13 protein-coding genes are annotated in these 16,038 nt (G+C 55.1%); 8 read left to right on the top strand and 5 right to left on the bottom strand.

Features of this window, described 5'->3' with window-relative positions:
• Nucleotides 1-74: 74 nt before the first annotated feature.
• From GOB93_RS07405 to GOB93_RS07385, 5 genes are read left to right on the top strand one after another with little or no spacing between them, the layout of a single operon-like run.
• Nucleotides 75-1,190 carry a hypothetical protein gene (locus tag GOB93_RS07405; RefSeq protein ID WP_173582861.1) on the top strand — a complete coding sequence of 372 codons (1,116 nt, stop codon included), beginning with the start codon at nt 75-77 and terminating at the stop codon, nt 1,188-1,190.
• A complete protein-coding gene (locus GOB93_RS07400; RefSeq protein WP_173582860.1) occupies nt 1,187-1,717 on the top strand; it encodes a hypothetical protein in 531 nt (176 codons plus the stop codon). Before GOB93_RS07405 ends, GOB93_RS07400 begins: the two co-directional genes overlap by 4 nt.
• A gap of 51 nt (nt 1,718-1,768) precedes the next feature.
• Complete coding sequence (locus tag GOB93_RS07395; RefSeq protein WP_173582859.1) at nt 1,769-2,125, top strand: phage tail protein; 357 nt, start codon at nt 1,769-1,771, stop codon at nt 2,123-2,125.
• A 1-nt stretch (nt 2,126) separates the two neighbouring features.
• A complete protein-coding gene (locus GOB93_RS07390; protein WP_173582858.1) occupies nt 2,127-3,269 on the top strand; it encodes a baseplate J/gp47 family protein in 1,143 nt (380 codons plus the stop codon).
• Between the two features lie 37 nt (nt 3,270-3,306).
• Nucleotides 3,307-3,876 carry a hypothetical protein gene (locus GOB93_RS07385; RefSeq protein WP_173582857.1) on the top strand — a complete coding sequence of 190 codons (570 nt, stop codon included), beginning with the start codon at nt 3,307-3,309 and terminating at the stop codon, nt 3,874-3,876.
• A 143-nt stretch (nt 3,877-4,019) separates the two neighbouring features.
• On the opposite strand, the gene GOB93_RS07380 is transcribed toward GOB93_RS07385, so the two are convergent.
• Both GOB93_RS07380 and GOB93_RS07375 read right to left on the bottom strand, forming a co-directional pair.
• Nucleotides 4,020-6,224 (bottom strand): pyrroloquinoline quinone-dependent dehydrogenase, encoded by a 2,205-nt coding sequence (locus GOB93_RS07380; protein WP_173582856.1) that lies wholly within the window; start codon nt 6,222-6,224, stop codon nt 4,020-4,022.
• Complete coding sequence (locus GOB93_RS07375; RefSeq protein WP_173582855.1) at nt 6,224-6,610, bottom strand: glycerol dehydrogenase; 387 nt, start codon at nt 6,608-6,610, stop codon at nt 6,224-6,226. Before GOB93_RS07375 ends, GOB93_RS07380 begins: the two co-directional genes overlap by 1 nt.
• Before the next feature lie 246 nt (nt 6,611-6,856).
• Between GOB93_RS07375 and GOB93_RS07370 the strand changes: the two genes are divergently transcribed.
• The 3 genes from GOB93_RS07370 to GOB93_RS07360 all read left to right on the top strand — a co-directional run bounded on the left by GOB93_RS07370 (nt 6,857) and on the right by GOB93_RS07360 (nt 13,019).
• Nucleotides 6,857-9,106, top strand: coding sequence for an amylo-alpha-1,6-glucosidase (locus tag GOB93_RS07370; RefSeq protein WP_173582854.1), 2,250 nt, complete (start codon nt 6,857-6,859; stop codon nt 9,104-9,106).
• A gap of 594 nt (nt 9,107-9,700) precedes the next feature.
• Nucleotides 9,701-11,410 carry a hypothetical protein gene (locus GOB93_RS07365; RefSeq protein ID WP_173582853.1) on the top strand — a complete coding sequence of 570 codons (1,710 nt, stop codon included), beginning with the start codon at nt 9,701-9,703 and terminating at the stop codon, nt 11,408-11,410.
• Between the two features lie 226 nt (nt 11,411-11,636).
• Entirely contained in the window at nt 11,637-13,019 is a 1,383-nt protein-coding gene (locus GOB93_RS07360; RefSeq protein ID WP_173582852.1) for a sensor histidine kinase, read from the top strand.
• Between the two features lie 40 nt (nt 13,020-13,059).
• On the opposite strand, the gene tmpT is transcribed toward GOB93_RS07360, so the two are convergent.
• The 3 genes from tmpT to ypfJ form a co-directional block, all read right to left on the bottom strand.
• Complete coding sequence (tmpT, locus tag GOB93_RS07355) at nt 13,060-13,701, bottom strand: thiopurine S-methyltransferase (RefSeq protein ID WP_173582851.1); 642 nt, start codon at nt 13,699-13,701, stop codon at nt 13,060-13,062.
• Between the two features lie 15 nt (nt 13,702-13,716).
• Nucleotides 13,717-14,943, bottom strand: coding sequence for an MFS transporter (locus GOB93_RS07350; RefSeq protein WP_242010606.1), 1,227 nt, complete (start codon nt 14,941-14,943; stop codon nt 13,717-13,719).
• A 186-nt stretch (nt 14,944-15,129) separates the two neighbouring features.
• On the bottom strand, nt 15,130-16,014 hold the full coding sequence (gene ypfJ / locus GOB93_RS07345) for a KPN_02809 family neutral zinc metallopeptidase (RefSeq protein WP_277877223.1): 885 nt from the start codon (nt 16,012-16,014) through the stop codon (nt 15,130-15,132).
• Between the last annotated feature and the right edge of the window lie 24 nt (nt 16,015-16,038).

Raw genomic sequence — 16,038 nt, 5'->3', positions numbered from 1 at the left:
TGGCGGAATTGATCATTAAATAATATTTGTAAATTTTACAGTTTTTTAAATTAACGCCTGCCCGGATTATTTTAATGACATCGATGACTGATCAGATTTCAATGTTTTCCGGTGTTATCAGACCGCGAATTACACTTAAATCTGGTGGAGTAAGTCTTCCTTCGCCTCAGCGCCTCGAAATTCATCGTTCGAGAATGGCAGAAATAAGCATGTTTACTGCCGTTATTCCTGTAGAAGGCCTGACGGCCCAGTGGTTCGATCCCACAGACACGTCCACAAATGAAATTGATATCGAAATATTTTGTGGATTTCTGGATAGCGGATCAGCGGAAGGCACAGAATCATTTAGCAGAATCTTTTCCGGGCTTGTCGATTATATCGAATATCACCCTGAGACTCAGGTCGTCGTTGCGAGTGGTCGCGACTGGGCATGCAGGCTGATCGAATATGAACTGTCTGAAACGTCATTTTTGAATATGAGCGCATCTGATGCACTCAGGACTCTGGCGGAGGAAGTTGGCCTGGAGACGGATATCGATTCTACTGATGGGCTTGTCGGACAGTTTTACCAGTATGAGCATAAAGCCCGGGGCGTTCCCGGCATGCACAGATACCAGACAGGATGGGATTTCTGTGTAGGGATGCAAAGAGAATATGGCTATGATCTGTGGGTCGATGACAAAACACTCCACTTCCGCGCTCCTGACATCTCGTCTTCTCCGCTAACGCTCGACTGGACTGCCGCCTCCTCTGCCTCTTCCTGTCCCGCTGGTCCAGTAAACAACCTGACACTGGCAAGGCGTTTTACGTATCCGCGCAATGCGTCTGTGACGGTATCTTCATGGGATGCGCGGCAAAGGTGTATTCATTCAGCCACATATCCGTCCGATGAAAATACAACTTCAGCCGGATATAACTTTACAGCCGCTGTGGGGACTACGCAGGATCAGTGTCTGAAATTAGCGAAGTTACGGTTTAATGATCTGACGGCTCACGAAAGAATGCTCAGGATGACCGTTCATCCGGAACTCGATATTTCGCCACGTCAGCGGATCAGGCTGCAGGGCACAGGGACTACGTTTGATTCAGTAATATATACCGTAGATGAAGTGTTTTTCTTATACGATTCTAGAGGAATTTCAAAAAATATTACTCTGAGAGTACGAGGCGGGACGGAGGATCTCTCGTGAAGCACATTCGTGGCGCGCTGGATATGATGATGCACTCTCATACCAATCGCATCGGACGAGCGGGGTTTGGCGTGGTAAGCGCAGTGGATCCATCATCAGGGCTCGTTAAAGTACGTCTTCCACCAGCAAATACCGAGACTGGATGGATATGCGATGCAGCGATTTCTGTCGGAACGGCCACCTGTTATGTCCCGTCTGAAGTGAGGAACCATGTTCTTGTTGAAACAGCGCAGGGAGACGGGGATAATTATGTGGTGGTTGCGCGGGTTTTTGATGCAATAACCCCACCGGTAAAATTTTCCTGCCTGGAAAACAATGTTTTAAGTCCAGGTGAATTCGGAATAAAAATCGGAGAGACTGAACTGGCCATCACATCCGATGGTGTCATGTTTAAAGGTAAACTCAGTGTCGATGGTGATATTTCGGTATCAGGTGATGTTAATATTGCCGGAATTTCCTTTGTTCAGCATGTGCATGGCGGCGTTCAGGCCGGAGAAAGCATGACAGAAACGCCGGAAAAATTATAAACCAGAGCGCTTATTTTTATATAATTTATACTGGAACTAAAATTATTTATTATGGCGGATTTGTTTCATATCAGTGGGTCTGACCTGGTAATTACCGACACCGGACAACTGGATCTTGCAACTGGTAACGATGCCGGAATGCAGCGTGTTCTGCGGCGTCTCACAACGAATGCAGGCGATTATATTTTTACTCCTGATTATGGCGCCGGCCTGCCTTCACGGGTGGGTGGAACAGATACGCCAGCAGATCTGCAGGCCATTATCCTGCAGCAGATGACACTGGAACCCATAGTATCATCGAGCCCCGTTCCGGTTGTCGATGTTCAGAATATTGGCACCGGAAAGCGCAGCATCTCGGTAACTTATATGAGTGCGTCGACCGGAGACACCGTGGCGCTGGAAATATAAAATGAATTTATCACTGCAGAATTTTTCGACGCTGGTATCAAACTCCGCGGCAGCCGCGCAGGGCGCATGTTCAGCGCTGCTTGATTTTACGACCGGCTCGGTTGCCCGTGCGCTTATGGAAGCCAATGCGACTGTCGCTCTCTGGATTCAATATCAGATCGTTCAGGTTCTTTCCATAACCCGCCTGTCCACCTCTTTTGGCTCCGATGTAGATACATGGATTGCACAATACGGCGTAAGCCGCCTCGGTGCGACAGCTGCGACAACAGTCGAGACATTTATTTGTCTTTCCCCTGAGTCATCATCGGCTGTTGTGCCTGTTGGTGCGGTGGTCAAGACATCTGATGGAAGCATCTCATTCACCGTCACTCAGGATTCAACAAATGAATACTGGTCAGATACGGCTTCTGGTTATGTCAGGCCCCAGGGCGTGGCTTCTGTTACATGTCCTGTGCAGTGTAATATAAATGGGTCCGCGGGAAACGTTTCTGCTGGCGTCATAAATCTTCTCGGCACACAGATATCCGGCATTGATACATGCACCAATCTGTCTGATGTAAGTAACGGATCGGATGAGGAAACTGATGCTGCCGTCAAAAACCGAATGGTATTGTGGTTTTCTTCATTGTCATCGGCGACACTGACCGCGGTTGAAGCGGCAATTTCCGGTGTGGCGTCAAATTTAACTTATCAGATCGTTGAAAATCAGACTCCTGACGGCCTCTATCGTGGCGGTTATTTTTTCGCGACAATTGATGACGGCTCAGGTGATGTGCCCGATACAACCTTAAGTTCCGTCGAGAGGGCAATTGAGGCCACGCGAGCCTGCGGAGTAGAAACCTCCACCTTACGGGCATCCGTCATTCAGGCCACTGTAATCGTCCCGGTCACTCTGGCAGCAGGCGTGCAGCTCACCTCGGTGCAGACAGCGGTCAGCAACGCAATTACGACGTACGTCAACGCGCTGCCCGTAGGAGATGTGTGCCAGTACACGACCGTTTCCAGTATTGCCCTGCAGGCCGCTGGAAGTCTCGTAGCGAGCATGGGCGTTGTTACGGTGAATGGTGTCGTGGCTGATATCGGTGGCACAACAGGCAGTGTCGTGCGTATAGCGTCTGTGACCGTTACGAACAGCGGGGCGTAAAAGATGAAAACCGGTCATTCGGAAGCAGAGTTTTAATATGGCTACAGGCGATCTGGACGACATAGCCGCAAGAATCAGAGCGGTATTACCTGCGGGATGGTTTCCGGCAGTCTCGGAACAGGCGACGCCTGTGCTCGACGGAGTGCTTGCCGGTCTGGCATGGCCCTGGGCTATGTTTTATCAGCTGTTATTCTATACAAAGCAGCAATCGAGGCTCCTGACCAGCACAGGAAACTTCGTCGATATGGCCGCTGCAGATTATTTCGGCACAGGTGTGCCGAGACTCACAGGCGAGACCGATGCCTCCTATATCGCAAGAATTCAGAGCGAATTTCGGGTAAAACGAAACACCCGGGCGGCTCTGGAATATCAGCTGAGTCTGGTCACTGAAGGAGCGTCGATATTCGAGCCATGGCGGGCACCGGACAGTGTGTGCTTCGGACGGGATACGTATGGAGGCAGCGCTACACGGTACGGCTCACGAACAGCGCCCGGGACCGTGTTTGTGGAGTGCGTTGCCGGCACTGACCAGGCCCAGGTATCATCTGTTGTATCCGCGACAAAGGCAGAGGGTATCGACGTTTTTATTGCTGTTGATAGCGCCTGATACACCATTCCTTACACCGCGGCTCAAACAGGAAATATCCGGGCGGAAGACGCATTGAACAGACCTTACACGACATAACAGCCCCTTCAGCCCGGAAGACTGAAGGGGCCGGAAATACGTCAGCCTCCATGGACAGCGCTGAATTATTTCCGTTCAGGCAGCGCGTAAACCACAAGTTCGTCACTTACCGGCGTCATCATGAAATGATGGCCGCCCGCCATGATGGCAACATATTGCCTGCCGTTATATTCATACGTCATGGGCGTGGCCTGCCCTCCTCCAGGCAGTACATCATTCCATAATTCTTTCCCTGTTTTCGCGTCAAAAGCGTGAATCAGATTATCTGTCGTTGCCGCAACAAAGATCAGCCCCCCAGCAGTGATGATCGGACCTCCGTTATTCGGTGTGCCTATGGTGAGCGGCAGATGAGTTGGCAGCCCCCACGGTCCGTTGGCACGCGCACTGCCCAGCGGATGCTGCCACAGCACCTTCTGCGTGTGCATGTCGATTGCCGTGATCATTCCATAAGGTGGTTTGTTACACATCATGTGTGTGAATTCATTCCAGAAAGGCGACACAACGATGCCGTACGGCGTATCGGCCATTGCGCCGGCCCCCTCGGCTCCTCCCGCGGACGGACTGAAATTCGGATCGTCCACAGGCATTAACCCGAGTTCGTCCGCTTTCTTCCGGCTGACGAGCTGGTCATACATCGGCGTGATATTCCAGTTCGCGATCAGCACGCCGGCCTTCGCGTCGTAAGCCATGCTTCCCCAGTCGCTTCCGCCGTTATAACCAGGATATTCCAGCCAGGGTCTGCTGATCTCCGGAGCCGTGAACTCCCCGAGATATTTTGCCCGGCGATATTTGAGCCGGCAATAAAGCTGATCAATGGGAGACATGCCCCACATGTCCGTCTCCTTCAGATCCGGCACGCCAAGGCGCGGCATTCCCGTGGACCATGGCTGCGTGGGCGCACGAGGATCATCCGGAACATCCGTCCGGGTCGGAGCAGCCCGTTCTTCAACCGGCAAAACTGGCTTGCCATCCCTGCGATCCAGAACAAATGTCTGGCCACGTTTCGTGGGCATGATCAGCGCGGGAACCGGACCGTCTTTGCCGGGAAAATCCATAAGTGTCGGCTGCGAGCCAATATCGTAATCCCAGACATCTTTATGGACGGTCTGGAATACCCAGCGCGGAGAGCCGGTCTTTACGTCGATGGCCACGACCGCAGACGAAACTTTATTCTCTTCAGGAGAACGAAGCGCACTGTAATAGTCCGCCGCCGAGTTTCCGGTGGGAACATAGACAAGGCCGAGTTCATTATCGCCCGTCATGGTTGCCCATGAATTGGGCGTGCCACGGCTGTAATGCTGACCCGGCTGCGGCTCGCCATGCTGATCAGGACGATTGACATCCCAAGCCCATAAAAAGCGACCGGTTTCGGCATCATAACCGCGAATGACCCCGGACGGCGCCCAGCGGCGCTGCCCGTCCAGAACCTCATGATTAACGACCACAGCACCATTCACAACCGGAGGGGGCGCTGTAATGGACACGAAGCCGGGAACAGATTCTCCCATGCCTTTCATCAGATTGACCTGCCCGTGATAGCCAAAACCCTCACAGAGCTTGCCATCCGCCGCGTCGACCTCGATCAGCCGCATGTCCAGTGTCCCGACAAGAATCCGGTTATGACATGGCTGTCCTTCAGGAACGGTCGATGCCGTATAATAGACGACACCTTTGCAGGCCGCCGTATAAGGAATGCTCTCGTATTTCACACCTGAATTATGCCGCCAGATTTCCTTACCCGTACCGGGATCGAGCTTGATGATGTCGTCCACTGCTGAACAGGTATAAAGACCGTCCCCTACTTTGATCGGCGTTGTCTCCGCTGCCCACTTATTGATCTGCCCGGCTGCCGGTTTGCTGCCTGTATGATAGACAAATGCGCGTGTCAGATGCCCGACGTTTTCCGGCGTTATCTGATCCAGCGGTGAATAACGTGTCGCATTCGTATCCCGGCCATAAGCCGGCCAGTCGTCATGCGCCGGACTGGCGCTGATCTGGTCCACAGGTGGCGTGGCCTCACTGGCCTCCGCTGGCGGTCCGTCCGGAATATTTGCGGCATTCACACCAGGAGCCTGAGGCGCATAAGGCGACGGAGCCGCGAACTTGTCGGAACTTTTCTCTGCGTCATGTCCGGTCGTCGCGTTGCCCGGCCCCGGTGCGCTTTCCTTTGGCGGCGTCTGGGCAAAGGAAGCGTTAAACGGAACCGGCAGGACAGCGGCGAAAGTGAGTCCAAAAACGGCTGTAGCCGTCATCAGTGACGTTCTTTGCATTACACAACGCTCCCGGTCGCGGATGTCGCAGAGGTTCCGATGCGGCGCAGAACCGGAATGGTCAGCGCGACGGCTACGGCAACGAGCGTCGGGCCGAAAAGACGGGGCAGAAGTCCCCAGCCATCGAGCCCCACCTCCCAGAACGCCCAGGGCCACGTCAGTGCCCAGGCGGCCAGGTAAAGCAGGGCACCGTTTACGGAGCCGGAGAGCATCAGGGCGCCCGCCGCTATGAGCGCAGCGCCAAAGAGAACATAATAAAAAGAGCCACCGATCATCGCGAGCTGAGCGCCCATGATCAGAAGCGGCAGTCCGAGAAGAACAAGCAGAACTGCCACACAAACTGTGGCCCATTCTGTTCCGCTGCGAGGTTTATGCAGGCCTGTCATCAGATATCTCCGGCAAAGTCTCGCTCAGAACGCATGAACAGCCTGTTAGCTTTGAAAACCATTGAAATTTTTTCGTGATCGGTGATGACGATAATCTGCATCAGACGTTCAGTTTTTCGGGAATGATGATATGGTGGCGATGAGGCTCACCAGATTACGCACTGGCGCAGCAACGGCGCCGGTTGAGCACTGTGCCTGAGCGCGGCGCAGTATCGAAGGCGAAATACCAGAAGAAGGCATGGTCCTATGGTGGAATTTCAGGACACCAGCCCTCCGGCTGGTGAAGGCCCCTCTTCTGTCACGCCGGCTGCCACCGTTACATCCTCTTTTCCCGAACCATCACAACTTGATGAGTTCTCGCCTGCCGGCAGCTCACTGCTTTCCAGCCGTCGTATCCATGCCCTCAAGCAGGGTGACCTGTTTGGCGTCTTTGATCAGACAGGCGATATCCTATGGGGTCAGGATATCGCGGATGGTTTATATTACCACGATACGCGGTACCTCTCAGGTCTTACTTTCCGGATCGGAGGACAGCGCCCTGTATTGCTTTCTTCCGTCGTGCGCGAAAACAATGTGATGCTGTCGGTCAATCTGACCAATGAGACACTGACCCTCAGCGACGGTACCCACCTTTCTCATGATCTTCTGCACGTGCTGCGTTCCAGGTTTCTATGGGAAGGCAAATGTTTCGAGCGGATCGAAATCCGTAATTTCGATGTTCTCCGGCACGATATTTCCTGTGACATGCATTTCTTTGCTGATTTCGCGGATCTGTTTGAAGCCCGCGGAATGAAGCGAAAGAAACGTGGAGAAAACCTGGAACCCTCTATAGGTGAATCCGATGTCAGCCTGTCTTATCGCGGGCTGGATGATCGTGTCCGGACAACGCGAATTCTGTTTTCCCCCAGACCGAAAACACTCTCATCGGATCATGCGACTTACGATTTCTCCATTGCCCCCGGAGAAAAGATTCTCATTCACATCGAGGTGCAGTGCGATCCGGCCAGCTGCAGTACGCTGCCACCCAATCGCGCTTTCCTGCAGGGAGCTGTCGCGGCCCGCCGCAGTCTGAGGCTCGCTTCATCACGTGCCACAGCGATTGCGACGTCGAATGAAATTTTTAACGAGGCTATCCGTCGCTGTATCTGTGACATTTATATGCTGCTGACCGAAAAGAGAACCGGCCCCTACCCTTACGCCGGTGTGCCCTGGTACAGCACGGTCTTTGGTCGCGACGGCCTGATTACGGCGATGCAGACACTGTGGATAGATCCTCTTATTGCAAAGGGCGTTCTGAAATATCTGGCAATCAATCAGGCGGAAAAGGAAGATCCCCAGGCAGATGCGGAACCTGGTAAAATTCTGCATGAAGTCCGGCTTGGAGAAATGGCCGAACTGGGAGAGGTCCCATTCCGCCGGTACTACGGCTCCGTCGATGCCACTCCGCTCTTTGTCATGCTCGCCGGAGACTACCTGGAGCGCACCGGCGACGTCGGAACGCTCAGCGAACTCTGGCCCCATGTCACCCGCGCGATCGACTGGATTGAACGTTTCGGCGACCGGGATGGCGACGGTTTCGTAGAATACGGGCGTCGCAATAAGGACGGTCTCGTCAACCAGGGATGGAAGGACAGTTACGACAGCATCTTTCATGCGGACGGAGCGCTGGCCGAGGGACCAATAGCCCTCTGTGAAGTTCAGGCATATGTTTATGCAGCCCGCCGTGCAGCGGCGGCAATAGGACGCCGCCTGGGCCAGACAGCTTACGCCGCTCACCAGGATGAAAAAGCCGAAGCATTACGCGTCGCCTTTAATCTTTCGTTCTGGAACGATGATATCGGAACCTACGTCATCGCACTGGATGGAAAAAAGCGGCAATGCGCCGTCCGTTCGTCCAATGCCGGCCATGTCCTGCTTACTGATATCGTTCCCGCCGCGCGGGCCGCAAAGGTTGTAAATTGCCTGATGCACCGCAGTTCTTTCTCAGGCTGGGGAATCCGGACCATTCCGGAAGGCGAAGCGCGCTACAATCCGATGGCGTATCACAACGGATCTGTCTGGCCGCACGATAATGCCCTGATCGCGATGGGCTTCGCGCGCCATGGATACCGTCAGGAAGCGACCCGTGTTTTCCAGGCTCTGTTTGACGCCGCTCTCTATACAGATCTGAGAAGACTGCCCGAATTGTTCTGTGGCTTCACACGTTCCCGTTCCGAAGGCCCCGTGCGTTATCCCGTTGCATGTTCCCCGCAGGCCTGGGCCGCGGCAACTCTGCCAGCCCTGCTTCAGGCAGTGCTTGGTCTGCGCTATGATCCGGGCACCGTCTCCGTCGAATTCACCCGTCCCGGCCTGCCGGAGTCCATAGAGTCTCTGACCCTCTTCAATCTCGCGGTCGGAGGAGAATCCCTTACTGTCCGGGTTGTCCGTGCCGGAGAAGAAGTCGCTATTAATGTCGTCGAGCGTTCCAGCTCAATCCGTATGCAGATCATCAACTGACACAAATCTGCCTGCGATACTCATCCCCGACTTCCCACTGGTTGTTACGCCCACATGGGACTGACATGTCTCAGACCCGCAAATCCGGGCGTGTTTACAGAGCCGCCTGATACCTGTTTCTCCCGGACAGCCAGCGGAACTGGTCATTCATTTTACACAACCTCAGAAGCAACACGCTGCAGGCTGAAAAACCGCCCGGCAGGCCACCTGCTGAGGTCGTCGCTGCCGGCTCACCGGGAAGGGTCAGCACCGGCAGCAGCCGTTCAGAAAACCCGTCACACGGGAAAAATTACCTCTGTTTCCCCTTCATAATCCCGGGTCATCCCGCAATCCGTCCATCTGATGCCCGATATTTACACGTCTGCGCGAGCGGGTTTTCCGTTAAGCGACCTGACTGTCTGTGACTGACATCGGAATAGTTCGGAACAGTCACCTGTCAGGGATCAGTGAGAGGTGAACCAGTCTCGCTTTCGCCGGAAGAAAACCTCCGGTTTTTTCTCATTCAGCATTCTGTGTACGGCTACCTTATTCATCCTTATTCCTGATCGCTCTTATGCGGATAACAGCGGCGCTGAAATCGCCGAGCTCCGGCGCATGGTCCTGCAACTTCAGAGCCAGGTGAAACAACTTCAGCAACAGCAAAAACCCGCCGGGCGACATGCTGCCACCACCCGCACCGACAATCTTCCCCGTGCCCGGCCCCGCTTCATTTCCGAAACACCCGTCCTCGCGCAACATGGCGCTCCGGATTTTACCGGACCAATGCGGATCGATGGCCGTGCCGTTCCACCATATTCGGTCGATATGAACCCTGTGCCTGTCACGGTGGCAGGCCAGCCCCTGACCGTCGCCGGCGAACCGGTCGCCGTGCCGGAAATCAACCTGTCCTCTTCCAGTCCAGCCTTCCTGACACAGACAGGCGTCGATACCGCACCGGCTGTCTTTCGTATCGGCTCTGTCTCCGTGAAACTCGGCGGCTTTGTCGATATGTCAAATATCTTCCGTGACAAAAACCTGACCGCAGGCCCCGCGACGCCCTGGGGCTCCTTTCCCTATTCCGGCAATCCGAACGCCCATGTCTCGGAATACCGGCCTTCAGCGCAGCTGAGCCGCTTCAGTATGCTGGTCGAAGGCAAACCATCCCGGGACGTTACCGTCGAAGCCTATGTCGAAGGCGATTTTGGCGGTTCCGGCAGCAATTCGAACGGTGTTCAGACCAACAGTTACGTCCCCCGCATGAGGCAGGCCTATCTCGCCGCTGACGACGACAGTCTTGGTCTGCACTTCCTGGCAGGACAGGCCTGGAGCCTGGCTACCGGATACACCAAAACCCTTTTGCGGCGTCATGAGCAGCTCCCTCCTGTGGTCGACAGCAACCTCATCCCGGGCGTCACGTTCACCCGGGTGCCGCAGGTCCGCTTCATCAAGGACTTCAATCGCAAGTGGTGGCTGGGTCTTTCCGTCGAAGCGCCTCAGGCAACAATCGGCTTTGACGATTCCAGTCTCACGTCCGGAGGTGTCCTTCCGGCCGCAGCCGGGGAAAGCACAGGTCCTCATGTCATTTATAACAGCACCGGTTCCGGAATGCTTGATCCGGAAGCTCACTACAGCCTCGACGTCGCCCCCGACATCGTCCTGAAAGGCGCGGTAGACACATCCGCCGGACATTACGAAGTGTATGGTCTCGCCCGCTGGTTCCGCACGGTGACGGTCGCAGGCAGCGGATACAGCGGCCAGGTCCGACCTCACGTCGCCTTTGGCGGCGGTGTCGGCGGTTCCATGGCAGTGCCTCTTCTCTCCGACAAAATTCAGTTCGTCGGAGATGTTCTCGCGGGACAGGGCATCGGCCGGTACGGTCCCGGCCAGCTTCCCGATATGACCTTTACCGGCACCGGAGCGCCTGCTCCCCTCAGACAGATCAATGGCTCGGTCGGCCTGATTGGTCATCCGACCAGTAATCTTCTGCTCTATACTTATGCGGGTGTCGAAGATGCACGGCGCTCTACGTATATGGGCGAAGACGGTAATTATTATGGTTACGGTTCTCCGGATACCAATCTCTCCGGATGCGCGATCATGCTGGGGACGTGCAACGCAGAGACCCACACTCTCGCTTCATACACGTTCGGCGGCTGGTGGCATCTCCTTGACGGCCGTTACGGCAGCATCATGTCCGGTGTTCAGTACACATATGTGCGTAAATTTGCATTCCGCGGAACAGATGATGCCGGCATGGTCTCCCGACCTACGGCAAGCGGTAATACCGTTTTTGTCACGTTCCGTTATTATCCATTTCAGAACTGAGCTTTCCCGGTATCAGCCCGCTCCACCCCCGCGAACCGGATCGCATGGCATATCTGTTCTGAAAGAACCGGTGTCCGATATGGAAGCAGCGGCTGTCAGCATACGACAATGCAGGCATTCCATCCGCCTGTCATAATAAACAGCATCGTATCATTTTACAGAATGCCGATCACACACTAAGTCTCCCCGGACGATGAGAAATCATGCAACAGGACTCACTGACAGAATGACGACATACCACCTGGGAAAGCAGAATAATATTACTCCCGGTATTGCAGTCGAGACACTTGATTTCCTGACAGATATGATCTGCATCGTCACGACGGACGGTATATATTCGTATTTCAACACCGCCTGGCGAAACTATAACGACGGCCTGCCCGATACGTTCGGTTCAGACCAGTGGCTTGAACGGGTCTGCGAACCCGAACGCAGCAGGGCCGACGCCTTACTCAGCGATGCCCTGAGTTCCGGTCAGGCCGGAGAGACTGATATCCGGCTTTGCAGCGATACCGGTGACAGTCGCTGGTTCATGCTCCGTATCCATCCGAAAATGGATGAGCGGAACGCTGTCAGTTTCTGGTTCTGCGTCCTGACCGATATTCACGAAAGAAAACTTCGTGAGAACAATCTCATTCGTCAGGCGCAAATCCGTACCGAAATGCTCAATGTGAGCGTCGACTGCATCAAAGTCATCAATGATGACGGCACCCTGTCCCATATGAACAGGGCCGGATGCACGGCCCTTAATGTCGATGAGCACTCAGGCTTTGGCATGGAATGGCTCGGCCTCCTGCCACAGGAGGCCCGGACACCGGGACAGGACGCTCTCAAAGAAGCCGCAGCAGGTCATAACGCACGGTTCACCGGTGTCAGCCATCTGCCTGGCGAGGAAGCACGTTACTGGGATAACATGCTGACACCTCTTATCAATCCGGACAAGTCCGTGGAAGCGATACTCTGCGTCTCCCGTGACGTCACGGCGCAGCGTGAAAGTGAGCGACGGATCGCCCTGCTTCTGCATGAACTGAACCATCGCTCAAAAAACATGCTTTCCGTGGTTCAGGCCCTTGTCAGACGCACCATCCCTGATCCGGACGCCGCATTCGTTAAAATCATCTGCCAGCGCATCGCGTCGATCGCAAAAAGCCAGGATCTCCTTATTCATGGCGCATGGACAGGCGCCACGATGCATAAGGTCGCGATTTCTCAGACAGCCATCGCCGGAGACGTGCGGGAGAAGCGACTGCATCTGACCGGTGATCCCGAGCTGAAACTGCGTCCGGAGACAGCAGAAAAAATCGGCCTTGCCATCCACGAACTGACGACGAATGCGATTAAATACGGCGCTCTTTCAAACGACTGCGGAACAATAACAATAGACTGGACCACAAAAGATCGGACCGACGGGGAATTTTTCGTTCTGCGATGGAAAGAAGCAGGCGGTCCGGAGGTCAGACCTCCTGCTCATCGTGGTTTCGGCACGACAATCATTGAACGTAATCCACGCGCTGTCCGGGGAAGCTCCGTCGTCTATACCTATAATCCGGATGGTGTCATGTGGGAACTCTCTGCCCCTACGTGTCATGTTATAAGCGAATTTTCATAATTACGTAAAATTCTTCACGAATACTGTTTTCCGGCCGCCGTCAGCGAAGCCGTGACAGCAACCAGGCATACTCGCGCGCGGGACAACGCCCCTTCATTCCTCCCGGAATATCCCGGCTCCCGATACAATCCAGATTGAAACTCGCCCCGTAATATGAACGAAGTTCCGCTTCCGGAACCGCAAACGGAGGACCCGTTACAGCCGACTGGTCATAGTCGAGGGTAATGAGAAATTCCGGCGCCCCGGCAGTCAGCGTAATCACATGCCGGGCATAGTCCTGCCGCATGGAGCCCGGCAAGGCCACCAGCGCCGCCCGATCATAGACGGCATCGACATGTTGCAGAATGTCTGCGGTCAGATCAAAGAGATCACCGGCAAACAGCGTAATACGACCGGCTTCAAACCGCTCCAGCGGACCGGCGGCAGTGATTTCTGGCACAAGTCCGGATTCTGAAAAGAACTGTTCAATCGCCAGCCGGCTGAGTTCAATGCCGGCAACAGAAAATCCATGATTACACAGCCAGATAATATCCTGACTTTTCCCACAGAACGGCACAAAAATTCTTCCGCCAGGCGGGACGGAGAGCTTCGAAAAATGTTCCGTGAAAAAAATGTTCGGCACACCCTCATGAAATCCGATCTGCTGATTTTTCCAGCGTGAAAGCCAGAAATCCCGTTCCATGATTCAGGGTAACCTCTACTCTTCCGGTGAAAACCAGAGCCCGATCAGTCCGACAAGAGCCGTCCCTGAGACATAAAGCGCCGGCGCAAGCGGCGTTTGCGGCACGAGAGACGAAATCATGGCCGGCGTCAGACCACCGAAAACAGCGTAGGAAATATTGTAGGACAGAGAAACACCCGAAAACCGGACAGCGGGCGGAAAAGCCCGCAGCATTCCCACCGGAACCAGCGCCACAAAGCCACAGCAAAGCCCGCTTACAGCAGCCCATTCCACCAGAGTACCCGGCCAGCGCGGAGCCAGCCCGTACAGTGCGGATGCACCCAGAGCGAGTATTCCTGCGTAAAGCAGCGCCAGCCTCCGCAAAGGAAGAAAATCCGTTAATGCTCCTGATATAATAACGGAAAATGTCAGGCATAATGTTGACGCCAGACTGGCCCGCATCGTTTCTTCGGGAGAAATATGATGCAGCGTCTGCATCAGAGGCGGCATCATCAGGACAAGAACGACGATTGCCGCCGTCAGTGTCCAGGTCGTCGCCATCGAACACAATACGGCCCGCCGATGCCGCTTCAGTAAAATCCAGACCGGAAGCGTGTCCGAAATTTCCGCCCGCGCATGCATCTCGCGAAACACCGGCGTCTCGTCCAGCCAGCGCCGCAACACCATGGCGCCCAGACCAAAGATGCCACCCAGAAGAAACGGAATTCTCCAGCCATGATCAGCGATCTCGTCCGCCGTCATGAAACCGTGCATGGCGAGAATTACCGTGGAGCCAAGCAGAATGCCGCCAGTCAGCCCGCCGGTCAGCAACCCGACCGCAAGCCCGGCACGTCCGGGTGGTGCATGCTCCGAGACAAACACCCATCCACCGGGAGCCTCTCCTCCAATCGCCGCACCCTGCATCACCCGCAAAATCAGCAGGATCAGCGGGGCGCCGGCGCCAAGCACGTCATATCCCGGTAAAAGCCCCATCATCAGTGTGGGGACCGCCATCAGCAACACGCTGAATGTGAATACCTTTTTCCGGCCGGACACATCGCCAAAATGCGCCATCACCAGCCCTCCGAGTGGCCTGGCCAGATATCCGGCGCCAAACAGACCGAACGTCTCGGTCTGCCGCAGCCAGTCCGCCTGAGTGAGCGGGAAAAAATGCGCCGCAATTATCTTTGTCAGAAAGGCAAAGATCACAAAATCGTAAAATTCCAGCGCTCCGCCCAGAGATGCAAGCGCAAAGGTACGCATCTGCAGGAATGCGGAGCCGGCGGGAGAGAACGAAGCGTTCCGGAAAGAAGACATAAACTGCGAAAGCCTGGGTCAGAAAAAGCGGAGGATGACAGGATTTCCCTGCATGAGCACAGGAGCCTCGCTGTGATCACGTCGGGCCGGGAAGATCAGTAAGCAGCGGCAGCAACCTTCAGTCGTGTCCGTTCAGAGGGAAGGCGCTCCGAACGTATCGCATTGCTTTACGTCGCCTGACTGCAGGCCACGACGGAACCATCCGGCACGCTGTGCGGACGTGCCATGAGTGAAACTGTCCGGCACGACATAGCCCTGGGTTTCTTTCTGCAGCCTGTCGTCCCCCACAGCCGCTGCCGCATTGAGCCCCTGCTCTATATCCCCGGACTGCAAAATCTTCTTCGCATCGTCAGCCCGTTTCGCCCATACACCGGCGAAACAGTCAGCCTGAAGTTCTGTTCTGACGGACAGACCCGCCGGCCCGTCATCTGTCAGACCCGCGCGACGCTGCCGGTCAGTCCTGGACATGATACCAAGTTCATTCTGAACATGATGCCCAACCTCGTGCGCCACGACGTAAGCCTGCGCAAAATCTCCTCCCGCTCCCAGCCGGTCCCGCAACTCCCTGAAGAATCCGAGGTCCAGATACACTTTCTGGTCGGCAGGGCAGTAAAACGGTCCTGAGGAAGTCTGCGCGAAGCCACAGGCGGACTGTACGCCGTCCGTAAAAAGCACGAGATGCGGAGCATGATAGGTTTGCCCCATTGCTTGGAAATAAGACGTCCAGACATCCTCAGTGGAGGCCAGCACCCTGGCAATAAAAACCTTACCGGCATCATCTCCCGCCGCCGGGGCCTGAGATGCGACCGGCGCCGTATCGCCGGAAGACTGCGCGCCATTGAGCAGATTAAGCACCAGCTGAGGATCAACGCCGAAGTAAAGCGCGCCCAGAACAAGGATTACCCCACCAATCCCGCCAATCCGGACCGGCACTCTGCTACCGCCACCCTGACCACGACGGTCTTCGATGTTGCTGCTTTCTCTCTCGTCACCCAGGCGCATAGTCTTCCATTTCATTGTTCGCCAGACATGACACGGCGC

Source organism: Acetobacter musti, from assembly GCF_011516835.1.
Taxonomy (GTDB): Bacteria; Pseudomonadota; Alphaproteobacteria; order Acetobacterales; family Acetobacteraceae; genus Acetobacter; species Acetobacter musti.
Note: the sequence above shows the minus strand (reverse complement) of the source record. Positions and strands in the feature narration are given on the sequence as shown.